At 66.2% G+C, this 24,747-nt stretch carries 22 protein-coding genes and 1 riboswitch; of the genes, 15 read left to right on the top strand and 7 right to left on the bottom strand.

What is annotated here, in order from left to right; all coding sequences use genetic code 11:
- The first annotated feature begins 345 nt into the window (after window positions 1-345).
- Window positions 346-822 (top strand): hypothetical protein, encoded by a 477-nt coding sequence (locus tag QP552_RS00820; protein WP_106548748.1) that lies wholly within the window; start codon window positions 346-348, stop codon window positions 820-822.
- A 69-nt stretch (window positions 823-891) separates the two neighbouring features.
- Entirely contained in the window at window positions 892-1,371 is a 480-nt protein-coding gene (locus tag QP552_RS00815; protein WP_100461853.1) for a tRNA (cytidine(34)-2'-O)-methyltransferase, read from the top strand.
- 485 nt (window positions 1,372-1,856) lie between these two features.
- On the opposite strand, the gene QP552_RS00810 is transcribed toward QP552_RS00815, so the two are convergent.
- The gene (locus QP552_RS00810; protein WP_005420799.1) at window positions 1,857-3,020 is read right to left on the bottom strand and encodes an acyl-CoA dehydrogenase family protein; all 1,164 of its coding nucleotides are present in this window, start codon (window positions 3,018-3,020) and stop codon (window positions 1,857-1,859) included.
- Window positions 3,021-3,277: 257 nt separating this feature from the next.
- Between QP552_RS00810 and QP552_RS00805 the strand changes: the two genes are divergently transcribed.
- Together QP552_RS00805 and QP552_RS00800 are read left to right on the top strand one after the other, a co-directional pair.
- Window positions 3,278-4,954: an electron transfer flavoprotein-ubiquinone oxidoreductase gene (locus QP552_RS00805; protein WP_286074709.1), complete on the top strand. Its 1,677-nt coding sequence runs from the start codon at window positions 3,278-3,280 to the stop codon at window positions 4,952-4,954.
- A 65-nt stretch (window positions 4,955-5,019) separates the two neighbouring features.
- Window positions 5,020-5,421, top strand: a complete 402-nt coding sequence (locus QP552_RS00800; protein WP_106548745.1) for a c-type cytochrome — start codon at window positions 5,020-5,022, stop codon at window positions 5,419-5,421.
- Here QP552_RS00800 and QP552_RS00795 read toward each other — a convergent pair.
- Window positions 5,415-9,011 carry a transporter substrate-binding domain-containing protein gene (locus QP552_RS00795; protein WP_286074707.1) on the bottom strand — a complete coding sequence of 1,199 codons (3,597 nt, stop codon included), beginning with the start codon at window positions 9,009-9,011 and terminating at the stop codon, window positions 5,415-5,417. The genes QP552_RS00800 and QP552_RS00795 overlap by 7 nt on opposite strands.
- Window positions 9,012-9,085: 74 nt before the next feature.
- Between QP552_RS00795 and QP552_RS00790 the strand changes: the two genes are divergently transcribed.
- The 7 genes from QP552_RS00790 to pnuC all read left to right on the top strand — a co-directional run bounded on the left by QP552_RS00790 (window position 9,086) and on the right by pnuC (window position 17,953).
- Window positions 9,086-9,724, top strand: coding sequence for a response regulator transcription factor (locus tag QP552_RS00790; protein WP_106548743.1), 639 nt, complete (start codon window positions 9,086-9,088; stop codon window positions 9,722-9,724).
- Between the two features lie 378 nt (window positions 9,725-10,102).
- Window positions 10,103-10,873, top strand: coding sequence for a hypothetical protein (locus QP552_RS00785; RefSeq protein ID WP_286074705.1), 771 nt, complete (start codon window positions 10,103-10,105; stop codon window positions 10,871-10,873).
- Window positions 10,874-10,984: 111 nt separating this feature from the next.
- On the top strand, window positions 10,985-12,982 hold the full coding sequence (locus QP552_RS00780; protein ID WP_286074704.1) for a peptidoglycan-binding protein: 1,998 nt from the start codon (window positions 10,985-10,987) through the stop codon (window positions 12,980-12,982).
- Between the two features lie 246 nt (window positions 12,983-13,228).
- Window positions 13,229-13,636 carry a glycine zipper 2TM domain-containing protein gene (locus tag QP552_RS00775; protein ID WP_286074703.1) on the top strand — a complete coding sequence of 136 codons (408 nt, stop codon included), beginning with the start codon at window positions 13,229-13,231 and terminating at the stop codon, window positions 13,634-13,636.
- A 125-nt stretch (window positions 13,637-13,761) separates the two neighbouring features.
- Complete coding sequence (locus QP552_RS00770) at window positions 13,762-14,895, top strand: phosphotransferase (RefSeq protein ID WP_286074702.1); 1,134 nt, start codon at window positions 13,762-13,764, stop codon at window positions 14,893-14,895.
- Window positions 14,896-15,004: 109 nt separating this feature from the next.
- A riboswitch (TPP riboswitch) is annotated at window positions 15,005-15,100 on the top strand.
- A 70-nt stretch (window positions 15,101-15,170) separates the two neighbouring features.
- Window positions 15,171-17,372 carry a TonB-dependent siderophore receptor gene (locus tag QP552_RS00765; protein WP_286074701.1) on the top strand — a complete coding sequence of 734 codons (2,202 nt, stop codon included), beginning with the start codon at window positions 15,171-15,173 and terminating at the stop codon, window positions 17,370-17,372.
- Window positions 17,373-17,380: 8 nt separating this feature from the next.
- Window positions 17,381-17,953, top strand: a complete 573-nt coding sequence (gene pnuC, locus QP552_RS00760) for a nicotinamide riboside transporter PnuC (protein WP_286074700.1) — start codon at window positions 17,381-17,383, stop codon at window positions 17,951-17,953.
- A 424-nt stretch (window positions 17,954-18,377) separates the two neighbouring features.
- Here the strand turns inward: pnuC and QP552_RS00755 are convergent, their stop codons facing one another.
- The 5 genes from QP552_RS00755 to QP552_RS00735 all read right to left on the bottom strand — a co-directional run bounded on the left by QP552_RS00755 (window position 18,378) and on the right by QP552_RS00735 (window position 21,439).
- Window positions 18,378-18,794 (bottom strand): hypothetical protein, encoded by a 417-nt coding sequence (locus QP552_RS00755; protein WP_286074699.1) that lies wholly within the window; start codon window positions 18,792-18,794, stop codon window positions 18,378-18,380.
- Window positions 18,795-18,913: 119 nt separating this feature from the next.
- Window positions 18,914-19,219 carry a hypothetical protein gene (locus QP552_RS00750; protein ID WP_146260354.1) on the bottom strand — a complete coding sequence of 102 codons (306 nt, stop codon included), beginning with the start codon at window positions 19,217-19,219 and terminating at the stop codon, window positions 18,914-18,916.
- Window positions 19,220-19,288: 69 nt separating this feature from the next.
- On the bottom strand, window positions 19,289-20,263 hold the full coding sequence (locus QP552_RS00745) for a Dyp-type peroxidase (protein WP_286074698.1): 975 nt from the start codon (window positions 20,261-20,263) through the stop codon (window positions 19,289-19,291).
- 114 nt (window positions 20,264-20,377) lie between these two features.
- Complete coding sequence (locus QP552_RS00740) at window positions 20,378-20,701, bottom strand: hypothetical protein (RefSeq protein ID WP_286074697.1); 324 nt, start codon at window positions 20,699-20,701, stop codon at window positions 20,378-20,380.
- Between the two features lie 162 nt (window positions 20,702-20,863).
- Entirely contained in the window at window positions 20,864-21,439 is a 576-nt protein-coding gene (locus QP552_RS00735; protein WP_286074696.1) for an Ax21 family protein, read from the bottom strand.
- A gap of 236 nt (window positions 21,440-21,675) precedes the next feature.
- Here QP552_RS00735 and QP552_RS00730 point away from each other — a divergent pair, with 236 nt between their 5' ends.
- From QP552_RS00730 to QP552_RS00715, 4 genes are all read left to right on the top strand, one after another.
- Window positions 21,676-22,710: a serine hydrolase domain-containing protein gene (locus QP552_RS00730; protein ID WP_286074695.1), complete on the top strand. Its 1,035-nt coding sequence runs from the start codon at window positions 21,676-21,678 to the stop codon at window positions 22,708-22,710.
- 296 nt (window positions 22,711-23,006) lie between these two features.
- Complete coding sequence (locus QP552_RS00725; RefSeq protein ID WP_010487149.1) at window positions 23,007-23,279, top strand: hypothetical protein; 273 nt, start codon at window positions 23,007-23,009, stop codon at window positions 23,277-23,279.
- Window positions 23,280-23,445: 166 nt separating this feature from the next.
- A complete protein-coding gene (locus QP552_RS00720; RefSeq protein ID WP_111113309.1) occupies window positions 23,446-24,132 on the top strand; it encodes a hypothetical protein in 687 nt (228 codons plus the stop codon).
- A gap of 71 nt (window positions 24,133-24,203) precedes the next feature.
- A complete protein-coding gene (locus tag QP552_RS00715; protein ID WP_286074694.1) occupies window positions 24,204-24,449 on the top strand; it encodes a hypothetical protein in 246 nt (81 codons plus the stop codon).
- The last annotated feature ends 298 nt before the right edge of the window (window positions 24,450-24,747 follow it).

The following is a 24,747-nucleotide window of genomic DNA, read 5'->3' as shown; positions in this document are numbered from 1 at the left end:
GTCACTGGGGGTGTTTGCCCCTGTGCGCCATCCGCCCGGCCCTCCCACGCCGGCGTGGGAAGTCACATGCGCCCGCAGCAGGCGTCCGGACAGTGTCCGCGGCGCATCGAATGGACAGGTGTCCGCCCACCGGACACTTTTCGATCCAAACAAAACCCTTGTAAATCAACGACTAAAAGTTGGCACGGGGATTGCTTGGTACTTCCTGCGCCAGGAAGGGCTTCAGACGAAAGCTGACTGAAGACTGAACAAATGCAGGAAATCGAAAATTTTCCTTGCAAGCCCAGAATCGGTGTACTACCTTACTACCACACCACTGATCACCAACACTAAACAGGCCCCGTCATGAACGCCAAGACCATTGCCATCGCCATCGCCCTGATCGCCGGCACCGCGGTTGTTTCGTCGGTGCAGGCCTCCGAATCCATCAAGACCCTGTCCACGGTGCAGGTCCGCCCGGCCGCCGACCAGCTGGCCCAGCAGGCCTGGGAACAGGCCAGCGGCATTCCGACCCTGGCCACCGTGGAAGTGCGCCCGAGCGCCGACCAGCTGGCCGAGCGCAGCGGCTACGTCGCCGCCCCGGTCGCCGCCGCGATGCCGGTCACCACCCTGGCCTCGGTGGAAGTGCGCCCGAGCCTGGAACAGCGCGTCGCCCTGGCCGCCGAACTGGAAGCCCAGCGCTACGCCGCCACCCTGGCTGCAGCCGCCACCAGCGTCGCCAACCAGGTGATCGTCAACCTGCCGGCCCTGCAGGTGCGTCCGAGCGCTGCCGACCTGCAGGCCCTGGCCACCGAAACCGCCCAGGTCCTGCTGCGCCCGTAAGCGGTGCCGCCCTGCCTCGCGCAGGGCGTGCGCCGTAAAGGCGGCGGCCGTCGCAGGTACACTGCGCCGATGAATGCCGCGCCCCAGTTCCACGTGATCCTGTTCCAACCGGAAATCCCGCCCAACACGGGCAATGTGATCCGGCTCTGCGCCAACACCGGCGCGCAGCTGCACCTGGTCGAGCCGCTCGGCTTCGCACTGGAAGACAAGCAGCTCAAGCGCGCCGGGCTGGACTACCACGAGTACTCGCGCCTGCAGGTGCATCCCGACCTGGACACTGCGCTGGCGCGGATCGCACCGAAGCGCTTGTTCGCCCTGAGTACGCGTGCCAGCGTCCGCTATGACAGCGTGGCGTTCGAAGACGGTGATGCGTTCCTGTTCGGCCCGGAAAGCCGTGGCCTGCCGCAGGACGTGCTCGATGCCCTGCCCGATGGCCGCCGCCTGCGCCTGCCGATGCGGCCGGACAACCGCAGCCTCAATCTGTCCAACACCGTGGCCGTGGTGATGTACGAGGCCTGGCGGCAGCACGGGTTTGCCGGCGGCCAGTAGATCCACGCCATGCGTGGATGGTGTTCCCCGCGTGAACCGCTCTTGGCGGGTGCGGACCTTGGCCCGCACAGATGTTTGATCGCGCGCTGAGGGAATGTGCCAACCAAGGTTGGCACCCACCAAAGGCAGGTTCAGGGGACTGCTGAGAACTTCTGGTGGCTGTGGATCGCTTCTGGTGGGTGCGGACCTTGGTCCGCACCGATGCCCGATCGCGCTCTGAAGGAATGTGCCGACCAAGGTCGGCACCCACCAAAGGCAGGTTCAGGGGACTGCCGAGAACTTCTGGTGGCTGTGGATCGCTTCTGGTGGGTGCGGACCTTGGTCCGCACCGATGCCCGGTTGCGCGCCGAAGGAATGTGCCAACCAAGGTTGGCACCCACCAAAGGCAGATCGGATCACCCACCCGGTAGATCCACGCCATGCGTGGATGCCTTTGGCGTGCGGCCGCAGTGCCAACCAAGGTTGGCACCCACCAGAACCAGGTTTCAGAACGCGTTGATGCCGGTCAGTTCGCGCCCGATCACCAGCTGGTGCACGGTTTCGGTACCTTCATAGGTGATCACCGATTCCAGGTTCAGCGCATGCCGGATCGCCACATGCTCGGTGGTGATGCCGGCGCCGCCCAGCAGGTCGCGGCACTCGCGGGCGATGTCGATGGCCATGCGGCAGTTGTTCCACTTGGCCAGGCTGACCTGCTGCGGTTGCAGCTGGCCGGCTTCCTTCAGGCGGCCCAGCTGCAGCGCCAGCAGCTGCGCGGTGGTGATGCGGCGGGCCATTTCGGCCAGCTTGATCTGCGCGCTCTGCGTGGCCGCCAGCGGGCGACCGAACAGCACGCGTTCCTTGGCATAGCCCAGCGCTTCATCCAGGCAGGCAATGGCCGCACCGATCGGCCCCCAGCTGATGCCGTAGCGGGCCTGGGTCAGGCAGCCCAGCGGACCCTTCAGGCCCTTTACGTTCGGCAGGCGGTGGCTGTCGGGCACGCGCACGTCGTCGAAGAACAGGGCGCCAGTCAGCGACGCGCGCAGGCTCATCTTGTGCTTGATCTCCTGCGTGGTGAAACCGGCCATGCCCTTTTCCAGCACGAAGCCCTGGATGCCGTCCTCGGTCTGCGCCCAGACGATGGCCAGGTCGGCCACCGGGCCGCTGGTGATCCACATCTTGCTGCCGCTGATGCGCCAGTCACTGCCATCGCGCACCGCGCGGGTCTTCATGCTGGCCGGATCGGAACCGCCATGCGCCTCGGTCAGGCCGAAGCAGCCGATCAGCTCGCCGCGCGCCATCGCCGGCAGCCACTGCTGGCGCTGTTCCTCGCTGCCATAGGCGTAGATCGGGTACATGCACAGCGAGCTCTGCACCGAGACGAAACTGCGCAGGCCGGAATCGCCGCGCTCAAGCTCCTGGCAGATCAGGCCGTAGCTGACCGCGCCGAGGCCACCGCCGCCGTACTCGGCCGGCAGGGTCGCACCGAGCAGGCCCAGTGACGCGATCTCCGGCACCAGTTCGTCGGGGAAACGGGCCTGGTCGAACGCATCGCCGATGATCGGCAGCACGCGTTCGTTGGTGAAGCGGGCCACGCTCTCCTGTACGGCGCGCTCTTCCTCGTTGAGCAGGGAACGGACATCGAACAGATCGTACGGATGCAAAGCCATGGCACTCACACGCAGTCAGGACCCGGCCATTGTCGGTCATCCGGGCAGAGCGTGCCGACCAAGGTCGGCACCCACCAGAGCTGCAGCACTACGCTGCAATGCAGCAATCGCGGCGTGAACGGCGCCGATCTAGCTGGATCCGGCGCGTCCCGGTACCCTGACACATTCAAACAACCGTTTCGCCCGTGGCCGCACGCGCGATTCCCAGGCACCGCCGGTGGCCCCGATGCCGGCCCTACCCACGAGTCATGCAATCGATGAGCGCTGAAGCCAACGCCCTGCCCCCGCGTGAAGTAATGGAATTCGACGTGGTGATCGTCGGTGCCGGCCCCGCCGGCCTGGCCACCGCGATCCGCCTGCGCCAGCGCGCGATCAAAGCCGGCCGCGAATTGTCGGTGTGCGTGCTGGAGAAGGGGTCCGAGCCGGGCGCTCACGTGCTGTCCGGTGCGGTGATGGACCCGCGCGCGCTGACCGAACTGTTCCCGGACTGGGCCGAGCGCGGCGCACCGCTGAAGCAGAAGGTCACCCGCGACGAATTCCTGTTCCTCAGCGAAACCGGCGCACGCAGCACGCCCAACGCGCTGCTGCCGGAGTGCTTCCACAACGAAGGCAACTACATCATCAGCCTGGGCGAAGTGACGCGCTGGCTGGCGCAGCAGGCCGAGGCGCTGGAAGTGGCGATCTTCCCGGGCTTCGCCGCCGCCGAGGTGCTGTACGGCGACAACGGCGAAGTGATCGGCGTGGCCACCGGCGACATGGGCATCGAGAAGGACGGCAGCATCGGCCCGGCCTTCGAGCGCGGCATGGCGCTGCAGGCGAAGTACACGATCTTCGCCGAAGGCGCGCGCGGCCACCTGGGCCGCCAGCTGATCGCCCGCTACACGCTGGACGAAGGCAAGGACCCGCAGGCCTACGGCATCGGCATCAAGGAACTGTGGCAGATCGACCCGGCCAAGCATGAGCCGGGCCTGGTGGTGCACGCCGCCGGCTGGCCGTTGGACAGCGACACCTACGGCGGCGCGTTCCTGTACCACGCCGACGGCGGCAAGGTCGCCATCGGCTACGTGGTCGGCCTGGACTACAAGAATCCGTGGCTGAGCCCGTTCGAGGAATTCCAGCGCTTCAAGACCCACCCGGACATCCGCAAGCACCTGGAAGGCGGCACCCGCATCGGCTACGGCGCACGCGCGATCACCGCCGGTGGCCTGCTGTCGCTGCCGAAAACCGTGTTCCCGGGTGGCGCACTGGTCGGCTGCGAAGCCGGCTACCTCAACGCCAGCCGCATCAAGGGCAGCCATGCGGCTATCAAGACCGGCATGCTGTGCGCCGACGCCGCGTTCGACGCGCTGGCTGCTGACCGCCAGCACGATGAGCTGAGCGCCTACCCGAAGGCCTTCGAAGCCAGCTGGCTGTTCACCGAACTGCAGCAGGCCAAGAACTTCAAGCAGTGGTTCAAGAAGGGCCAGACCGTGGCCACCCTGATGACCGGCGTGGAGCAGTGGCTGCTGCCCAAGCTGGGTGTGCGCAACCCGCCGTGGACCCTGCACCGCACCCAGCCGGACCACGTCTGCCTGGAACCGGCGTCCAAGCACACCCGCATCGCCTACCCCAAGCCCGATGGCGTGCTGACCTTCGATCGCCTCAGTTCGGTGTTCCTGAGCAGCACCAACCACGACGAAAACCAGCCCAGCCACCTGACGCTGAAGGATCCGAGCATTCCGGTGAAGGTGAACCTGGCCGAGTACGCCGGCCCGGAAGCCCGCTACTGCCCGGCCGGTGTATACGAGTTCGTCGGCGAGGCGGACAACGCGCGATTGCAGATCAACGCGCAGAACTGCGTGCACTGCAAGACCTGCGACATCAAGGACCCCACCCAGAACATCGTGTGGGTGACCCCGCAGGGCGGCGGCGGCCCGAACTATTCGGGCATGTGATCGCCACGGGCTGCGACCGAGCGTCGCAGCCCATCGCTTGCCGCGCACCGCTATCCTGCCCGCCCATGCGTGCGTCACTCCCGCTCATCGCTGTTGCCGTGGCCCTGGTCGCCACGGCCTGCCAGCGCCCGCCTGCAGCGCCCGCCACGCCGGAACAGGCGCACCAGCAGGCCATGCAACGCGCGTTCGAGTTGTGTGCCGGCTGCCACACCGTGCAGCCTGGCGGCATCCACCGCTTCGGCCCGAACCTGCACGGCGTGATCGGCCGTCGCGCCGGCAGCCTGCCCGACTACGGCTATTCCGACGGCATGCGCCGCGCCGACATCACCTGGTCCGCACAGACCCTGGATGCGTTCCTGCAGTCACCCACCCATGTTGTACCGGGCACACGCATGTACAACGCCTTCCCCAGCGCCGAACGCCGTGCGCTGGTGATCGCCTACCTGCAGCAGCAGTCGGCTCAGTGAGCCAGGCGCTGCAGCTGCTGTTGCAGCCGCGCCACGAATGCCGCCACCGCGGCGAACAACGGCACCGGATCGGTCTCGGCCGCATCCTGCAGGCGCTCGACCAGTGCATTGGCCTGCCCGGCCAGTGCCGTCGCCCCCACCGCACCCAATCCACCCGCCTGGCGATGCAGGTGCAGCGCGGCTGCCTCACGGTCGCCGGCCTCCAGCGCGCGCTGCACAGCGGCCAGGTCACCTGCACTGGCCTGCAGCAGGCTGTCGCGCAACTGCTCGGCCACGGCCTGTGAACCGAAACGCTGTCGCAGCGTGGCGAGGTCAGGCAGCATCACGCCGTCGGTGGCGGACTCCAGCACCGGCTCCTCGAACCGTTGCCCCTGCGCCTGCGGCAACCAGCGCAACAGGGCCGCGCGCAGCGTCGCCAATGACAATGGCTTGGCCAGCACCTCATCCATCCCGGCTTCACGGCAACGACGCGCATCGTCGTCCAGCACGCTGGCGGTCAGCGCCAGCACGGCCAGCCGGGGTTGCCCGGTGCGTCCCTCGCGCTCGCGCAGAAGCCGGGTGAAGGCGAACCCATCCAGCACCGGCATCCGGCAATCGGTAATGACCAGATCGAAGTGCTCCGATGCCAGGCGATCCAGCCCCTGCTGGCCATCACCGACCAGCACGTGTGGCACGCCCAGCTGCTGCAGCCGCCAGGCCATCATCGCCTGGTTGGTCGGATGATCCTCGATCACCAGAACGCGTGCCTGGCGCAGTGCCGGCGGCAGCAGGGCAGCCTGTTCCTGTTCGGCAGCCAGCGCTTCAGCATCGGCAATGCCCGCTTCCACCAGCGACAGCCGTACCTCGGCGCAGGTACCCTCGCCGAGCGTACTGTGCAGCTCCAGCCCGCCCTCCATCATCTGCACCAGCCGATGGCAGATGCTCAGGCCGAGGCCGGTACCACCGTGGTCACGCTGGATGTAGGCGCCGGCCTGGGTGAACGGCGCGAACAGGTGCTGCAGCTGTTCGGGCGCGATGCCCATGCCGGTGTCGGTGACGCTCAGGCGGAGCGGTTGGCGGCCATCTTCGGAGGTCGGGCCCATCACTTCCACCTGCAGCCGCACTTCGCCGCGCGGGGTGAACTTGATGGCGTTGCTGAGAAGATTGAACACGATCTGGCGCAGACGAACGCCATCCACTTCATGGGCCGGTGCCAATTGCGGATCGATCTGTACCTGCAGCGCCAGGCCGCGCGCGCTGGCCTGTGCGGAGAGCAGGCGGCACACGCTTTCCAGCAACGGCCGCAGCGGCTGCGGTACCGGCTCCAGCCGCAGTGCGTTGGCCTCCAGCCGCGAGTAGTCAAGGATGTCGTCAAGGATCTGCCGGAGCATCTGTGCCGAATCCTCGATCACGCCAAGGATGCGTTTCTGCTCTGCATCCAGCGGTGAGTGCGCCAGCACTTCCAGCATGCCCAGCACGCCACTCATCGGCGTGCGGATCTCATGGCTCATGGTGGCCAGGAAGCGGGATTTCGCCTCGGCCGCCTGCTCGGCCTCGGCCTTGGCAGCGGTCAGCGCATCCGCCTGTGCACGGGCCTCGCTGGCATCCACCCAGTAGCCACTCCAGGTCACCACACCGGCTTCGGCGGCATAGGGTTGCGCCTGGGTGCGCACCCAGCGCGGGCCTGCTCCATTGCCACGCAGGCGGAATTCCAGCATGAGCGGTGCGAACTGGTGCGCGGCCTGTTCGACCGCCTGCAGGATGCGCGCGCGATCCTCCTCTTCGACGCGTTCCAGCAACGTCCTGGCGTCCTGCTCAGCCTGCTGCCGGGTGATCCCGAACAGCGCCTGCAGGTCGCCGGCAATGAACGGGAAGCTGAGCGTGCCATCAACCTCGCGACGGGCCTGGTAGACCACGGCAGGCAGGTTGTCGGTCACTTCGGCCAGGCGCTGCTCCAGCTGGCGGCGCCCGGCCACCTCACGGCGCAGGCGCCAGTAGCCGATGCCATGCACCAGCAGCGCGGTCAGCAGCACCAGCAGCAGCGGTACACCCCAGCGCAGCGTGCTTCGCCAGTCGATGCCGTTGCGGTACTCCACCGCCAGCCAGTCGCCGCGCAGCGCTTCGCGCTCGCGTGGCGTCATCTGCAGCAGCAGGCGATCGAAGGTCGTGGCCAGAGCCGCATGCCGGCGCTCCACGGCCAGTGCCAGCTGGTCGTTGAAGCCCGCGGGCGCGGCAACCTGCAGGCGACCCGGGAAACGCGTGCGCAGCAGGTGGTCGACCAGGGCCAGATTACCCACGTAAGCGTCGGCCTCGCCATCGATCAGGCGTTGCATGGCCTGTTCGGCGCTGCGCGCGGCGACGATCCTGGCCTGCGGCGCCTGCTGCAGCACATAGCCACGTACGCGCTCCGGATCGGACAGCAGCACACGCCTGTCCTGGAGGTCGGACAGGCCCAGCAGGGCCGGGCTGTCGTGGCGGCTGACGATCACGTTCGGCACGCTGATGAAGGGTTGGCTGAACACCCAGTCCGGGCCCAGGTAGCGCGAATCGACCGGAATGCCCATCACCGCCTGCAGCTCGCCGCGGCGCGCCTTCTCGCGCACCTCGTACCAGTCATGGCTGTTCTGTGCCTGCAGGTTCGCACCGGCCTGCATCAGCCGCCCCAGGTACTCGCTGGCCAGGCCGCTGGGCTTGCCATCCTCGTCGGCGAACGACAGTGGGGCGGCGTTCGGCGCGAAACCGATCTTCAACGGCTGTTCCAGAACCCGCTTCTCGGCCTGGCTCAGCGCCAGCTGTGCCGATGCCGACCACTGCGGCGGGGGCAGCCAGCGTTGTGCCAGTGCATCGCGCTGGGCCTCGCTGGTCGCGGCCAGCGCCAGGTCCAGCGCTTCGGCCAGCGGTTGCTTGCTGTTGGGAACGCCGAAGTGCAGCCGTTCGGGGGGCAGGTCGCTCGGACGCAGCAGCACGACACCCTGCAGGCGCTCGCGTGCGATCAGTTCGGTGGCAACGTAGGCATTGCCTATGTAGACATCAGCTTTGTCGTCTCTGACCATCTGCAGCGCAGTCAACGAGCTGTTTGCGACAAGCTGCACCGCACGTGGGAATCGTGCCCGCACCTGCGGGCCGGTCAGGAAATCCTGCTCGATGACCACCCGCAATCCGTCCAGGTCGGGCATGTTCGAAGCACGCAGATCGCCTGGTCTCCCCACCAGCGCCAACGGCGCCTCGCCATAGGCAGCGGTGTAGACCATGCACCGGGTGCGGTCGGCGCTGAGACCGACATTCATCACCACGTCGATCTCGCCACGACAGGCCGCATCCAGTACGGAAGTCCAGTCGGTATAACGCCGGGCCTCAACCTTCACGCCCAACTGACGGGCAAGAAGCGACAGATAATCCGGCCCCAGGCCAACCTGCTGGCCATCACGGAGGGACTCGAACGGCGGCCAGCCGCTGTCATACTGGCCCACGACGATGCTTGGATGGGCGGCGAGGTACTCGCGCTGCAGGGGGCTGAGCGGCAACAGCCCAGGCACCGCCTGTGCCAGCGCCACGGGCAGCACCAGCACGGCCAGCAGCAGGACCAGCCCGCGAACAGCCCAGCTACGCATCGGCGTCGATCTCCTAGAATCCTGACAGGGCCGCGATGGTCGCGGTCCGGCTTGCCCGGTGGCCATACTAGAGCATGAGCTTGCGCATCATCATCGCAGACGACCACCCCGTGGTCCGTATCGGTACCCGTGCCGTCATCGAATCGAGCGGGGTCGGCCGCGTGGTCGGCGAGGCCGACAGCGCGCAGGCGCTGATGGCCCTGCTCGGCAGCCAGCCCTGCGACCTGCTGGTGACCGACTATTCCATGCCGGGCAGCCCACAGGCCGATGGCTTCGCCATGATCGGCATGATCCGCCGCCGCTTCCCCGACCTGCCGGTGCTGATGCTCAGCGTCTCCAACAACCTGGCGATCCTGCGCATGGTGCTCGACAGCGGCGTGCTCGGCCTGGTCGACAAAAGCTCGTCGATGGACGAACTGCCGCAGGCCATCCAGGCGGTCTATCGGGGCCAGCTCTACATCAGCCGGAGCCTGCGTGAGCGGGTCGAGGCTGCGGGCAGCTGGCGCATGCGCGAGGGCGACGGCAAGCCGTTGTCGCCACGCGAGGTGGAAGTGCTGCGGCTGCTCGGCACCGGCATGACGGTGAAGGAGATCTCGCTGCAGCTGCACAAGAGCGTCAGCACCATCAGCCGGCAGAAGGGCGACGCCATGCTCAAGCTGGGCCTGAAGGGCGACGCCGAACTGTTCGACTACCTGCGCGACGGCAAAATCTGAGAACCAGATCACACTGCGGGGGCATCTGTTACCGCCCTCTTTGACCGGCCGCCGTTCTGTGCCAAGATGATCCTGCATGGGTTCTCAATGCGAGGTCGAAGGAATCGACCGGCTCATGTCCTCGCTCCCGTCCCTGGTGGATGGGGTGCGGTTTCCTGCCGGCCGTCTGGCCCGGCAACGCTGACCATGGAGAGGCGCATGCATCCCCCCCCCGAGCTACGTTGGACCCTGCCGTTGCGGCCCCTGCGCGCATTCGCGGCGTGCCTGCTCGTCTCTCTTTCCGCTGCGGCCTGCAGCGCCGCCGATCCGGCCCCCTCGTCCTCCCAGCCTGGTGCCCCCGTGCAGGCTGCCGATGCGCCCCGACAGGATGTTGCCCCGATGCAGAACACCTCTCCCGACACCGCCGTCACCCCGCCCGACGCGCCGACCGTGATGTATTTCACCTACCAGGTGGACGGTGATGGCGCGACCTCCTACGAGGTCCAGAACGGCAGCGTGGCGACCTTCTGGTTCGGCCATACCTTCACCCTCGACGGCACCACGTATTACACGGGTTTCTCCTGGGATACCCGCGAGCACTACGGCAAGCCGGGCGAGCAGTCGCCGGCCGGCCCGGATGACCGCGCCAACCTCGCCGAGGCCACCTTCGTGCTGGCCGGCAGCGACGCGAACAAGCCCTGGAAGTTCCGTGGCCAGGAATGGACCATCGGCGCACTGGGCGCCTATGACAAGGCCGACGATGTCGATACCCGGCGCAAGCCGCTTGAACACCGCACCGCCGACGGCCGCCTGCTGCTGGCGGTGCCGACCAGCAGCTTCGACCGCGGCATCAGCAGCACCGGCTATGCACTGCTGCTGTTCAACCCCAAGCGCAGCGGAGACGACGTGGACAACAAGGTCTGGCGCTATGTCGGTTCGGTGCGCACCGGCGAGGACAACAGCGCCGCCTGCGACGAGGGCAACGTGATGCCCTGCACCGACAGCGATGGCGAACTGGCGTTCGCTGCCGACGGCAATGGCCTGCCGCGACTGACCGTGACCTTCAAGGGCACCACCATCGACGCCCCGGGCAAGACCCGTGCGCTGGCTGCCGGCGACGCCGTGCACTACACCTTCGACAGCGCGACCCAGCAGTACGTCGCGCCCTGATTGCCACCCGCACGTGCGGGTTACCTGTTGACCGACATGTTCTTGACTCATGGATGAGTCCGGTTGGCGATTCGCGGCACGCGCCGCTCCATCAACCCCGAGGAAGACGTCATGGCACAGCATGACTACAGCAGAAAGGAAGTCCTGGACATCGTCGAGCAGGTCGCCCGGCACAAGGGCATTCCCGTCGATGACTTCATGCGCTTCGCGCACATCGAGACCGGCGGCACCTTCAACGAGCGCGCCCACAACACCTCGTCCGGCGCCAAGGGCCTGTTCCAGTTCGTGCCCGGCTCCGCGCGCCAGTATCACCTGACCGGCCACGAGTTCGACCCGACCCGCAACACCGAAGCGGCCGCACAGATGTACCAGGACAACCTGGACTCGATGGCACGCCGCAACGAACGCACCGGCCACCCGTACCTGTCCGGTGGCAGTACGCCGACCGGGCTGGACCTGTACCTGGCCCACCAGCAGGGCAGCGCCGGCTATGGCTCGGTGCAGACCGCGATCGCCACCGGCACCTTCGGCGTGGTGCGCAACGGCCATGGTGAAGAGATCAACATGCGCCGCAACGTGCTCAACCAGATCGGCTCCGATGCCAAGGCGCTCACCGGCCACACCCTGGCCGAGATGCGCGGCATGAACGATGGCGACCTGGCGCGCACCTTCTCCAGCTACTACATCCACAAGTACGCGGCGATCAGCATTCCGGAAAAGAACATCGCCCCGCAGACGGTTGCCCCAGGCCAGAGCCAGGGCCAGACCCCGGCAGCGCCGGTGCAGACCAGCGCCGCCGTGGCGGCCGGTGCAGCCGCGCTGGCGGCGACCGCTTCGGCCGCTGCCGCGCCGAAGCCGGGCATCGAGCTGCAGGCCGCCTACGAGGCCGGCGTGAAGTACGACCACGTCAAGTACGCCATCAATATCCCGGGCCACGCGCTGCATGTGCCGGGCAAGAGCGGCAAGAACGTGGAACAGGGTTACATCGACTGTTCCGGTTGGGTCGGCACGCTGCAGAACCGGACCATGGATGAGATCAACCAGAAGGCCGGGCATGCGGTCTTCAGCAAGGCCGATCGCATCGACCTGGGCAACCTGGGTTCCGGCGGCATCGTGCGCAAGGCGTTCGACCAGTCCGGCGTGCTGCTTGACCGCGACGCGATCCTGAAGCCCGATGCGCTGAAGGAAGGCATGATCATCGGCCTGGATACGGCCAGGACCCGCCACGAGCATTGGAACGGCATCGACCACATCGTGATGGTGGTGCGCGACCCCAACACCGACAAGCTGCTGATCAGCCAGTCCACCGGCAGCAAGGGCGTGCACACCATGCCCATCGAGGACTACCTCAAGCAGGTGAAGGACCACCCGAACTGGAAGCTGTACGCCACCGACCCGCTGTCCAAGGCGCGCGACCTGCTGGAAAACCGCACCCAGTCGCACGAGCAGACCCAGGGCAAGCCGGCGGCCGAGCACAAGGCCGCTGCCACGCCGCAGGCCGAACTGTACAAGCAGGGCGCGCACAGCGACGGCGTGCGCACGGTGCAGGAACAGCTGGGCCACCTGGGCTATGTCGGTGCCGATGGCAAGCCGCTGGTCGAAGACGGTCGCTTTGGCCGCAACACCGACGCGGCGGTACGCCAGCTGCAGAAGGACAACGGGCTGGTCGCTGACGGCGTCGTCGGCGCGAAGACCCTGGAGGCGATCAGGGACGCTCGCGAGCGCCCGCTGCTGAACGACGAGCGGCACCCGCGCAATCCATTGTTCATCCAGGCCAGCAAGGGGCTGGAGCTGATGCCGGCAGGCACCTTCAAGGATCGCCACGCGCTGGAAAGCACCGCAGCGGCATTGACCAGGGAAGCCCACGCCGCCGGCCTGCAGCGCATCGACTCGGTGGTGCCCAGCCCGAATGGTGAACGCCTGTTTGCCGTGCAGGGCACGATCGGTGACCCGGCGGCCAGCCGTGTCGCGGTGGAGACCCGCGCCGCCAGCGAGCAGAGCATCGCGCTCAGCAGCGGTGCGGTGCAGGGCGCGCCGAACGTGCTGCACCAGCAGCAGGACGCGCAGCAGGAACAGGCCCGCCAGGCGCAGAAGGCCATGGGCGTCTGAGCCCGCAGCGCCTTGCAGACCGGGGAGGGGCCGCGCCATGCGCGGCCCTTTCCCTTTCTGCCAGCTGAGCGGCCGCGGCCGCTTTCAGCCTTGCTTCATGCCACCTGCCGCTAGATGAATGCGCAAGCCGCACGGTGGGCCAGGCAATGTTCCGGCAATGTTGGAACGTCAGCGTGGTCTCCACGGCAGCCGGGGCGCCCGCGCCCTCCCTGCCCAGCGTGGCATGCACCTCACAGGAGAACGAACATGCTCAGTACTTCCACACTCAGCTTCCGTGGTCTGGCGATGGCCCTGGCACTGGGTGCCGGTGTCGCCGTGGTCAGCGATGCCAGCGCGATGTCGAGGAAGGACAAGCGCACCCTGGTCGGCGCCGTGGTCGGTGGCGTGGCCGGCAATCTGCTCTCCAACGGCGATCCTGCGGCCACCGTCGGTGGTGCCGTGGCCGGCGGCGCGATCGGCAACCTGACCACCTCCGACCGCCGCGACCGTCGCTATTACGACAATCGCTACTACGACAACCGCTACGACCGGCGCTACGATCGTGGCTATTACCGCAGCGGCTACTACGACCGTGGTGACGATCGCCGCTGGCAGCGCGAGCGCTACTACGACAACCGCTACTACAACGACCGCGGCCGCCATCGCGGCTGGTAAGCGCGTCGGCATCACCCATGCTGATGCAGGGACGGGCGGGTCGATGACCCGCCCGTTTGCGTTGGCCGCGGTCATGGCGTTGAATGCGCAGCCTTGGATGTGACTTTTCCCACTCGGGCTGCTGCATGACGTCTTCCTCCCACCGCGTGCAGGGCCTCAACAACGACGAGGTCGCTGCCGACTGGCCACCCATCAGCGCCGCGGACATCGCGTGGCTGAGCGCGCGTTACCTGCAGCTGGGCGAGCACAGCCAGCCCCGCTGGCACAGCCCGCGGCCGCTGTCAGCCGCCGCCATCGTCGACGGCGTGGACGGCGTGGACGGCGCGGTGTTCGTCAAGCGCCATCACCACAGTGTGCGCAGCGCGGCCTGCCTGGAAGAGGAGCATCGCTTCATCGCTCATCTCGCCGCAGAGGGCGTACCGGTGGTGCAGGTGCTGGCGGCGACCGATGGCCGCACTGCCGTCGAACACGGCGAATGGACCTTTGAATTGCATGCCGTCGGCGTGGGCGAAGACGTCTACCGCGACGCCGTGTCGTGGTCGCTGCTGACCGATGTCGCACAGGCACGCGAAGCCGGCCGCATGCTAGCGCGGCTGCACCGTGCCTCCGCCAGCTACCACGCGCCACAGCGCAGTACCCACCTGCTGGTCGCGCGCGATGATCTGATCCGTGCCGACGATCCGATCGAAGCAATCGAGGCCGACCTGACTGCACGCCCGGGTCTGGCACGTTACCTCGCACGCATCCCATGGGAAGCGCAGCTGCAGCGCGACGTGCTGCCGTGGCACGCCGGCCTGGCCGCGCGCCTGCGCGACGAACCCCAGTTGTGGGCGCACAACGACTGGCATGTGTCCAACCTGCTGTGGCGCGACGGGCAGGTCAGTACCGTGCTGGATTTCGGCCTGGCCTCGCCCACCAGCGCGCTGTTCGACCTCGCCACCGCGATCGAGCGCAACGCGGTGGCGTGGCTGGAACTCGAGCGCGGCATGGATGCAGTGCGCATCGACATTGCGCTGGCGTTGCTTGACGGCTACCGCGAAGTGCTGCCGCTGTCGGGTACGCGCGTGCATCTGTTGGCCGACCTGCTGCCGATGGTCCATTTCGACTTCGCACTGTCCGAAGTGGAGTACTTCGAAGGCATCACCGGCTCGACCGCAAATGCGGACGTGGCCTGGCAGCCGTTCATGCTGGGGCATCCGGCATGGTTCCGCAGCGCGCCGGGGCAGGCACTGCTGCAGGCGCTGCACACCGCGGCATGACCCGGTTGGTACACCGTTGGGGTCAGATCCCCTTCCTGCGGAAAGGGATCTGACCCCGCAGCCTGAAGGGCACCGGCTCGCAAATCCGTACCATTTGTAGTGAAATGGTCACCTGAAGCGGGGGTGCCTGGATCTGCCAGGCTGAGAGAGTCCCTTGGAACCTGATCCGGTTTGCACCGGCGTAGGGAGCTTTGAGCCGCAGCCACACCCCCATCATGGGCCGGTGCACCTGCGCGCCGTCGCTTCGTCTCCCTTGTTGTCCGAAGACGAACCGAATGAACCGCTGCCTGCGCCCCACCCTGCTCTCCCTCGCCCTCTGCGCCGCCTTGCCGCTGCATGCCAGCGAAGCCGATGCGTCCCCCGATGCGTCCCCCGATGCGGCTGCCAGCGGCGCCGAACGCTCGCCGACCGAACTGGCGGCCGTGCGCGTGCAGGCCGGCAAGCCGAAGGCCGATACCTCGCGCGTGAACACCTTCGGTGGTGGTTCCTGGAAGGACACGCCGGCGTCGGTGAACGTGCTCGAGCGCGATTACCTCGACCGCCGCCAGGTGCGTTCACTGTCCGAGCTGGCCAGCAACGATGCCTCACTGGGCGATGCCTATGCGCCGGTGGGCTACTACCAGAACATCGCCATCCGCGGCTTCGCGCTGGACGCCGCCACCGGCTACCGCTTCAACGGCCTGTCCATCGCCGGCGAACAGCGCCTGGCGCTGGAGAACGTGCAGTCGGTGGAAATCCTCAAGGGCGAAGCCGGCCTGGCCGCAGGCGTGATGGCGCCGGGCGGCATCATCAACTACATCGGCAAGCGTCCGGCCGAGGTGCGCACCGCCACGCTCGGCACCGATTCGGAAGGCTCGCGCTACGTCGCCGTCGATGTCGGCCACTGGATCACCCCGCGCTTCGGCCTTCGCCTAAATGCCGCGTGGGATTCCAGCAACTCCTATGTCGAGCACGCCGATGGCCGCCGCAACTTCTACTCGCTGGCGGCCGATTGGCTGATCGGCGAACGCGGCAAGCTGGAAGTGGATGCCAACTACCAGACCAGCTCGCAGCGTTCGGTGTCCGGCTACCAGCTGCTGGGCGCGCGTGACCTGCCGCGCGGCGTCGACCGCGAGCATCTGCTCGGCTACCAGCCGTGGCAGCGCCCGGTGGATATCGCCAGCACCAACATCACCGCACTGCACACCTACGACTTCAACGACGCCTGGCAGTCGCGCGTGTCGGTAGGCCACAGCCGGTCGGTGATCGACGACAACGTCGCCTTCGCCTACGGCTGCTACTACGCCGTGCAGTGCGCCGACGGCAGCGTGCCGGGCAACTACTTCGCGCCCAACGGCGACTACGACATCTACGACTACCGCAGCCCGGACGATACCCGCCGCAACCAGCAGGCGCGCGCCGAACTGCGTGGCCGCTTCGAGACCGGCAGCATCGGCCACCAGCTGACCATCGGCGCCGACTACTTCCGCCGCACCGTGGACAAGCGCCCGAGCGTCAACGAGTACGTCGGCACCAGCAACATCCACGAAACACCGGTGCCGGTGTTTGAGCCGTCGCCGAAGATGCCCGGCCCGTCCGCACGCCGCCTGGACAGCCGCCAGACCGCGTTCTTCGCGCTGGACCGGATGAGCTTCGGTGACGACTGGCAGTGGCTGGCCGGTGGCCGCTTCGTGCGCCTCGATGAGCGCGCCTACGACAAGCGCGGCACCCCGCAGCGCCACAGCCGCCTGTCGCGCTTCCTGCCGCAGACCGCACTGGTGTGGAAGGCCACCGACCAGCTCAACGCCTATGCCAGTTACGTGCGCGGCATTTCGCTGGGCCAGGAAGCGCCGTTCTGGACCAGCAATGCCGACACCTTCCTGCCGTCGGTGCAGTCGCGGCAGCTGGAAGTGGGCGTGAAGTACGTGCCGGTCGAGGCGCTGACCCTGGGTGCGGCGGTATTCCGCATTTCGCAGCCGTACCAATACGCCAAGCCGGACAACAGCGACGTCGGCTACACCTTCGTCGAGGAAGGCACGCAGACCCACACCGGCCTGGAGCTGACCGCCAACGGCCAGCTGACCGATGCACTGCAGATCGTGGCCAGCGCCAGCGTGTTGCAGGCGCGTGCTCGCGATACCGGCACGCCCACCTATGAAGGCCATCAGCTGGTGAACGTGCCGAAGGTGCGGGCCAGCGTGCACGTGGCCTATGCGCTGCCGTTCGTGCAGGGCCTGGATGTGACCGGCGGCTGGCGCTATGCCGGTGCCAACGTGGCCCGTGCCGATGGCGGCGTGCGTGCACCGGACTACTCGGTGTTCGACGCCGGCCTGCGTTTCCAGCACCGCCTGCACGAACGTGCGGTGACCTGGAACCTGTCGGTGGACAACGTGTTCAACCGCTTCTACTGGCGCGATACCGGCAGCAGCGGCGGTGACTACTACCTGTTCCCCGGCGCACCGCGACAGGCGCGCCTGTCGGTGACGTTCGCGCTGTGAGCGGCGTCATGCTCGAGTGGACCGCCGCCCTTTGCAGCATCCTCGGCGTCTGGCTGATGGCCAGGCGCCGGCTGTCGGCATGGCCGGTGGGCCTGCTGTCGGTGACGCTGTACGGGCTGGTGTTCGCCGAGGCCAAGCTGTACTCGGACACACTGCTGCAGGTCGCCTTTGGTGGTTTCCTGGTCTATGGCTGGCTCAACTGGCGCCAGCATGCTGCCGATGAAGGCAGCATCCGCATCGTGCCGCTGGCGCGCGGCAAGCTGCTGCGCGACCTGGCCATCGGCCTGTGCGGTGGCGTGGCGTTGGGAGCCGGCATGCACACCTTCACCGACGCCGCGCTGCCGTGGCTGGACGCGATGCTGACCGCACTGAGCCTGGTTGGCCAGTGGTGGCAGGCGCGCCGCCATGTGGCCTGCTGGTGGGTATGGATCGTGGTGGACGTGGTCTACGTGGGCGCGTACCTGTTCAAGTCGCTGCACGTGACTGCCGCGCTGTACGTGTTCTTCCTGGGCCTGGCCGCGTTCGGCCTGCGTGCATGGAGTGCGGCCGCACGCGAACCGCAGGCGGCGCCGGTTCGTTGATACGGATGGCCGGGCTGTGCGCTGGCCATCCACAGTAGAGCCACGCCATGCGTGGCTGAGGGGTCACCGGTAGGCCCATCCACGCATGGCGTGGATCTACCGGTCAAGCACCAGACCCAACCGCAGCGGTTGGCGCATGTCGGCCGGCGGTGCGGGTTCGTTGATGCGGATGGCCGGGCTGTGCACTGGCCATCCACAGTAGAGCCACGCCATGCGTGGCTGAGGGGTCACCGGTAGGCCCATCCACGCATGGCGTGGATCTACCGGTCAAGCACCAGACCCAATCGCAGCGGTTGGCGCATGTCGGCAGGTGGCGCCGGTTCGTTGATACGGATGGCCGGGCTGTGCGCTGGCCATCCACAGTAGAGCCACGCCATGCGTGGCTGAGGGGTCACCGGTAGGCCCATCCACGCATGGCGTGGATCTACCGGTCAAGCACCAGACCCAACCGCAGCGGCTGGCGCATGTCAGCAGGCGGTGCGGCCTGCAGCGGCGCCGCTTGCAGGGTCGCGCGCAGATCTGCATCCACCTGGCGGTCACCCAGGCTGTCGAACTCCAGTTTCGAGATGCGGCCGTCCGCCGCAATCCACAGGCTCACCGGTAACGGCGTGGGTGTATCCGTGTGTGCCCGCAGCCACTCCACCACGCGCTGCGCCTGCGGATCCTGTTCCTGCTGCAGGCGCTGCTGCAGCTGGCCACCCACCGCAGCGGCATAGGCCATCCAGTGCGCAGGGGCCTCCTGCGCGGAAACACTGGCACTCCCCAGTGCCAACGCGCCGAACAACGCGGCCAACGGCCGCCACCAACGCCGCGCGTCGGTCCTGTTCCTGGTCTTGACCATCGCCGGCCTCCTGCACTCCCATCCAGCACGACATGGTCGGCGCGATAGATGACAGGCAGATGGCGGGCCGTGATGGCGCGGCGCGTCGAGCTTACCCAACTGAGAAGGATTGCCTTCGATCAGTCCAGGCAGGCCTTCAGATCATCGCGCGTCCAACCAGTGAGGCCTGCGCCCTTCCAGTAGCGTGCAGACGTACCGGCCGGGGCAGAGGCAAGCTCGACAATGGCAATCACCCCATGGTTCACAGGGTTGTCGATGACAATACGCTGCCCGGATTCGGTGGGCAGCACGCGCACAACCTTGTTGCGCTGGGTCCACGTCTGGGACAGGCACACGGTCACCTGCTGCACCGATTTCGAAGAATCAAATGACTCGGGTGCCTGTTCAAGCAGACCCGGTGCTGTCGAGCAGCCGGCGATACCCATGAACAATGTCGCCAGGAAGGGGCCTCTCAAGACAGACATACGTCCTCCAGATGCATACGCATACGTTGATCACTCCGCCAGGTCGGCCAGTACCTTGCGCGAGGGCGCGAAGAAGGTCACGCCGGTGGTGGCGGTGGAAAAATCGAGGATGCGGTCGTGCAGCGGCGCGGGATTGCCAATGAACATGCGCTCGAGCATCTTCTCGATCACCCACAGGCGGCGCGTGTAACCAATGAAATAGGTGCCGTACTCGCCACGGCCCGGGTTGGCGAACGGCATGTTGTCGCGCAGGATCTCGTGCTCGCCGTCGGCGTCTTCAATGGTGCACAGAGTCTTGTGCGACTTCTGCGCATCCGCCGGTGCGTCATCCAGCTCGATGTTGTCGTGCTTGGTGCGGCCGATGATCGCTTCCTGCGCCTCGGTCTTCTGTGCGCGCCACGCATCGAGATTGTGCAGGTACTTCTGCACCACCACGTAACTGCCGCCGGCATGCTCCGGGTCTTCGCCACCCACGATCGTGGCTTCCGGCAACGACAGTCCTTCCGGGTTGGCGGTGCCATCGACGAAATCGAGCAGGTCGCGGCCATCGAAGTAGCGGAAACCGGCCACATCATCGACCGTTTCCACCGCATCACCGAAGGCCATCAGCAGGTTGCGCTCGAACGCCACGATCAGGTCCATGGTTCGTGCACGGATGTGGTACAGCAGGTCACCGGGTGTAGACACGGCGGTGTGGGCCGCGCCCTTGATCTCGCGGAAGGGCTTGAGCTCACGCGGCGGCGTGGTGCCCACCAGCGGCTGCCACACGCGGTGGCCGATGGCGACGTTGCAGGTAAAGGTGCGCTCGATCTCGCGGATGGCGGTGTTCTTGATCAGATCGTCGGTACTGGCCAGCACCTCGCGCGCCTTGGCGATCGACGCTTCGTCATCCTTCACCTTCAGCACCAGGAACGCCGCCGAATGGGTCAGCGGCGCAGTGATCTGCTGCGGCTCGTTGTCGAGCGTGTGATTGAGGGCGGTGATCGGTGCGGGCTGGGAGTTCACGGCGGTTCCTGCTGGCTTGAGGCGGGCGCATCGCGTGGCGATGTGCCGGCGATCATAGCCGAACCACCCGCGCGCGGCCGGAGCGGTTCTCGTTCCGCTGCCAGCAGCGCCGCACTACGCCCGGGTCAACTGGAACTGCTGCGTGCCAATCCAAGCGATGCGCAGGTACGCGCCTTCCAGCAGGCCGCGCTCGCGCAGCCAGGCGAACACCTCGGCCGGGCACCACTCGCGCCCCGCCGAGAAGGCCACGCCCAGATCGCGCAATGCGACGAACATGCGGGTCTTGGCGGCATCGTCGGCGACAGAGGCATGCAGGATCGGCGGCACGCCCTGAAAACCAAGCGCACCCAGCGCCGGCTGCGCGGTGGCATCCACAAGCACCACCTGCACGGTGTTGCCATCGGCCTGCTGCACGTATGCGCAAAGGGAGGTCTGCATGCGGAATCCGCCATCCGGTGGGCTGACAGTATGCCCGCGCATTACCGATGCCTCAGAGGTCCCGGAAAAAGTGAAGCCCGGCGCGAGGCCGGGCTTCGGTTGGCGTGTGGGAGAGAGAGAGAGTCACACGCCAGCACAACACGCACTAACGACAGGCGTTTGTTACCAGGTGAAGCGCGGGCCCACGAACCACTCGCGGTCGCCGGCCTTGGCCAGCTTCACTTCGCCACTCAGGCCCCAGTTCTGGTTGAACTTGGCGGTGGCGCCGACACGGCCGTAGAACTCGCCGTCCGGGTTGATGCCGTGCTTCTTGGTGTAGTCCTCGTAGCCGGCCATCACGTAGCCTTCCACGTACGGGTTGAACGCGGTGCGCACGCCAACCTCGGTGGAGTAGCCGTTGAAGTCCAGGCCATGCTTCATGTCGTACTTCTGGTACGCAACGCGAGCCACCAGGTCGGTGTTCGGTGCGATGCCGTAGTTGTAGCCGGCGCCGATGCGCCACTGGTCGACGTCATTCTTGAACTTGTCGGTCTCCTGCGCGCTGTAGTCGCCGAAGATGTGGAAGTTCGGGTGCACCGCCACGGAACCCTTCACCTTCCAGCCGTCGGCGTCGCCGCCCTTGGCATCGGTGTTCACGTAGCCGCCTTCAACGAAGTTGTACGACAGGCCGTCGGTTGCCGATGCAGCGAACGGCAGGGCAGCCAGAAGACCCAGGGCAAGCAGCGAATTCTTGTTCATCGGGACACACCTTTAATTATTTTGGTTTCGTCGACCGCCTCCGGGGAGGGGGAGAGAGAGGAGGCGGTCGACAGGTGTGAATTATCCGTTAGGGGGTCTAATCGACCCTGAATATTGAACTGACTGGTGTATAAATAAGGCTCCCGTTCAGGGAACTCTGCATGCGTGGCGTACGCATCATTCCAACCCAGGGTTGCACGATGAAGAGACTGGCTTGCCTGCTTCTGCTGCTCACGATGTCGATGCTTGCTCACGGCGCGAATGCAGCCGCTTCTGCGGCGTGGGTCAATGCAGGCACGCTGGATGACTTCCTCGATCAGGTCGAGAAGAACAACGCCGGCGTCGGCAGTGTGTCCGTCTTCCGGAACGGGCAGGAGGTCTACAACAGGAGTTTCGGGCAGAAGAACCTGCCACCTGTCGCGCACGACGGCAGCACCCGCTACCAGATCGCCTCGGTGACCAAGATGGTTACCGCCATCCTGGCGTTCAAGCTGATCGAAGAAGGCCGGTTGAGCCTGGACGACCACCTGTCGGACTTCTTCCCCGACATGCCGTCGGCGCCGCAGATCACCATTGGTCATCTGCTGGCGCATTCCAGTGGCCTGGGCAACTTCGCGATACAGGACGGCGCGGTCTGGGTGGTGGACGAGGTGAGCCAGGCCCGGATTCTCGACGAAGTACGAAGGCAGGGCACTGCGTTCGCGCCGGGGACGCGCGTGGCCTACTCCAACTCTGCCTACCTGCTGCTGCGGATGATCCTGGAGCAGCGCCATGGCACCGACTACCAGCACATCGTCGAACAGCAGATTGCACAACCGCTGGCGTTGCAGCACTTCGCCGCAGCACCGTCGCACGACGCCAACACCTTCAAGTCCTATGCATATGCAGGGCAGTGGAACGAGATCAAGGACATCGCGTACACCAACGTGATCGGCGTGGGCGACATCGCCAGCACCACGCGCGAACTGAACGTGCTGATCAATGCGCTGTTCCACTACCGGCTGCTGCGCGGGGAAAGCCTCGACCAGATGACGCCGGCTGTCGGTGCCGGCTGGGGAAAAGGACTGGCCGAGTTCCCGTTCGGCGAGCGGCGCTTCCTCGGCCACGGCGGCGATGTACTGGGCTCTCATTCGCGCGTCATCTACAACCCTGCCGATGATGTGTCGATCGCGTACTCCACCAACGGCGAGCGCATTCCAACCGCTGATTTCCTGCGGACCCTCGTGGGCATTGTCTATGGCAGTGGCTTCACGCTGCCTGCGTTGAAGTAGCCGTACGCGCCGCTGCAACGGGCAACAGGCAACAGGCAATCGGCGTTTGCAGCCTTTATGAACACGCGCACGCCTCTCAGACAGACATCGGCTTCATACAGATGAATTGGCTGTTCTGAACAGGCGCAAGGCGATCGGCCGACGTGCATCAGCTCGCCTGATCCCGCTTGTTAATGTGGGGTCACAGGCAGGCTTCACAGCTCATCCACGTATTCAAATTCCAGCTGAAAGCGCTTGTCAGCGACGGGAACAAACGCCGCTATATTCCAGCTTCCCCAGACGAAGGAGGGAGTGCAATGAACCTGAACCCGCAACACATGAAGACGGCCCGCGCACTTGCTGTAGCGCTCATCGCCACCGTCAGCCTTGGCGCCTGCGCCTCTTACAAGAACGAGTTTGCAACCATCAACTCGCGTCTCGATCAGCTCGACGTAAAGGTGCAGGGTGCTGCGCAGAGTGCGGAGTCCGCCAACCAGTCCGCGCAGCAGGCCAACCAGCGCCTGGACCAGATCGAAGGTCGCGTGCAGCAGCTTGAAAGGGCACCTGCGGGCCGCAAGCCGCGCGGGTAATCGCTCCCTCACTGTTTGAATCGCATCTGATTTCGTATCTCTGTATCGGGAACCAGTGGCCTTCGCCGGCCACTGGCGTCCTTCCACCCGAGATTGCATTGCAAGGAGCCGTCCCATTCGTACCTACTCCTCCCCTGCACGCCTCGCCCTGCATGCCGCACTGTCCATGGCACTGGTCGTTGCGTGCAGCGGCGTAGCCAACGCCAGGGACAAGGACGCACCTGCACCACCGGTGGCCGCCGTTGATGAACTTCCGCCTGACCAGAGCGTGTCCGAAACGGTGATCGAACTGGCCGGCTGGGTGGTCGCCAGCAAGGACAACCAGGGCTATCCGTTTGCGGTCATGGACAAGGCGGCGGCGCAGGTTCTGATCTTCAGCGGCGACGGCAAGCTGCGTGGCGCGGCACCGGCGCTGTTCGGTTCGGCCATCGGCGATCATTCCGCACCCGGCGTCGCCAAGCTCGCACTGAGCGCGATTCCCGGCCACGACCGCACCACGCCGGCCGGCCGCTTCATTGGTGGCTACGGCCCCTCCGACGATGCCGGGCGCGTGCTGTGGGTGGACTACGATTCCGCCGTTTCAATGCATCCGCTGCCGCCGGGCAGCCCGAAGGAAAAGCGCGCCGAGCGCTTGGCATCGCCCACGCCGGACGACAACCGCGTCACCCACGGCTGCATCAACGTCTCGCCCGCGTTCTATGGGCAGATCGTGCAACCCATGTTCGAGAAGGGCGGCGTGTTCTACATCCTGCCGGACAAGGATTCGATCGCGAAGACGTTCCCGGAGTTCGCGCAGAGCCGCGGGGATGCGAAGGACGAAGACGAGAAGGGCGCGCGGCGCGCAAGCAAGTAGCAGCGCCGGCGTATACTCCACGCCGGGGGAACCCGCTTCGCGGGCCGGCTTGGTTCAGGTGTCACGTCCGCATGTCCGTTTTCGAATTCAAAGCACGGTGGAAGGAAGAGCTGGTCTGCACAGGCCCGCATGGCTCGTTCGTTCTTGAGCTGCCAATGGGCAGGTTGACGGCCTACCTGCCTTCCGAAGAGGTATTCCGAAGCAACGCCCCCTCGTGGGCGTCCGATCTCTGGCCTCAACTCAGAGAAGAACTTGAACTGTGGTGCGTGACCCATCAGGCGGCGTTGGTCGTGGATTCCACGGCCCGGATCTACTGACTGAATGCGGCCGCTCGGGCAGTCCGGAACATCACTGCCGTCTCCTTGGCATAGGCAGTGCCGCCGGGCATGCGGATTTTTCTCAGATAGTCTCTTAGATCTGGGCCCTCTCCACGGTGCAGCCAGTACTCGATCAGATGACCGATGGGCATGTGCAGGTTTGCGGGCTCATTGACAATATTGTCTGGCCCTCCTTCCGCTTCCATGTATGCAGTGAATTTCTGCGCAATGTATCTGAAGGTCTGAACGCGTTCCGCTTCAATCAGGCCTAGCAGCGCTAAAGTGCGAATTGCGACAC

The organism is Stenotrophomonas sp. 59, from assembly GCF_030291095.1.
Classification (GTDB): Bacteria; Pseudomonadota; Gammaproteobacteria; order Xanthomonadales; family Xanthomonadaceae; genus Stenotrophomonas; species Stenotrophomonas maltophilia_Q.
The sequence above is the reverse complement of the archived record's forward strand: the minus strand, read 5'-3'. Positions and strand labels throughout refer to the sequence as shown.

Bases quoted from the DNA above. Each gene is read 5' to 3' on its own strand.
- QP552_RS00820 (WP_106548748.1), top strand. From the start codon at position 346: ATGAACGCCAAGACCATTGCCATCGCCATCGCCCTGATCGCCGGCACC.
- QP552_RS00815 (WP_100461853.1), top strand. From the start codon at position 892: ATGAATGCCGCGCCCCAGTTCCACGTGATCCTGTTCCAACCGGAAATC.
- QP552_RS00810 (WP_005420799.1), bottom strand. From the start codon at position 3,020: ATGGCTTTGCATCCGTACGATCTGTTCGATGTCCGTTCCCTGCTCAAC.
- QP552_RS00805 (WP_286074709.1), top strand. From the start codon at position 3,278: ATGAGCGCTGAAGCCAACGCCCTGCCCCCGCGTGAAGTAATGGAATTC.
- QP552_RS00800 (WP_106548745.1), top strand. From the start codon at position 5,020: ATGCGTGCGTCACTCCCGCTCATCGCTGTTGCCGTGGCCCTGGTCGCC.
- QP552_RS00795 (WP_286074707.1), bottom strand. From the start codon at position 9,011: ATGCGTAGCTGGGCTGTTCGCGGGCTGGTCCTGCTGCTGGCCGTGCTG.
- QP552_RS00790 (WP_106548743.1), top strand. From the start codon at position 9,086: ATGAGCTTGCGCATCATCATCGCAGACGACCACCCCGTGGTCCGTATC.
- QP552_RS00785 (WP_286074705.1), top strand. From the start codon at position 10,103: ATGCAGAACACCTCTCCCGACACCGCCGTCACCCCGCCCGACGCGCCG.
- QP552_RS00780 (WP_286074704.1), top strand. From the start codon at position 10,985: ATGGCACAGCATGACTACAGCAGAAAGGAAGTCCTGGACATCGTCGAG.
- QP552_RS00775 (WP_286074703.1), top strand. From the start codon at position 13,229: ATGCTCAGTACTTCCACACTCAGCTTCCGTGGTCTGGCGATGGCCCTG.
- QP552_RS00770 (WP_286074702.1), top strand. From the start codon at position 13,762: ATGACGTCTTCCTCCCACCGCGTGCAGGGCCTCAACAACGACGAGGTC.
- QP552_RS00765 (WP_286074701.1), top strand. From the start codon at position 15,171: ATGAACCGCTGCCTGCGCCCCACCCTGCTCTCCCTCGCCCTCTGCGCC.
- pnuC (WP_286074700.1), top strand. From the start codon at position 17,381: ATGCTCGAGTGGACCGCCGCCCTTTGCAGCATCCTCGGCGTCTGGCTG.
- QP552_RS00755 (WP_286074699.1), bottom strand. From the start codon at position 18,794: ATGGTCAAGACCAGGAACAGGACCGACGCGCGGCGTTGGTGGCGGCCG.
- QP552_RS00750 (WP_146260354.1), bottom strand. From the start codon at position 19,219: ATGGGTATCGCCGGCTGCTCGACAGCACCGGGTCTGCTTGAACAGGCA.
- QP552_RS00740 (WP_286074697.1), bottom strand. From the start codon at position 20,701: ATGCAGACCTCCCTTTGCGCATACGTGCAGCAGGCCGATGGCAACACC.
- QP552_RS00735 (WP_286074696.1), bottom strand. From the start codon at position 21,439: ATGAACAAGAATTCGCTGCTTGCCCTGGGTCTTCTGGCTGCCCTGCCG.
- QP552_RS00730 (WP_286074695.1), top strand. From the start codon at position 21,676: ATGTCGATGCTTGCTCACGGCGCGAATGCAGCCGCTTCTGCGGCGTGG.
- QP552_RS00725 (WP_010487149.1), top strand. From the start codon at position 23,007: ATGAACCTGAACCCGCAACACATGAAGACGGCCCGCGCACTTGCTGTA.
- QP552_RS00720 (WP_111113309.1), top strand. From the start codon at position 23,446: ATGGCACTGGTCGTTGCGTGCAGCGGCGTAGCCAACGCCAGGGACAAG.
- QP552_RS00715 (WP_286074694.1), top strand. From the start codon at position 24,204: ATGTCCGTTTTCGAATTCAAAGCACGGTGGAAGGAAGAGCTGGTCTGC.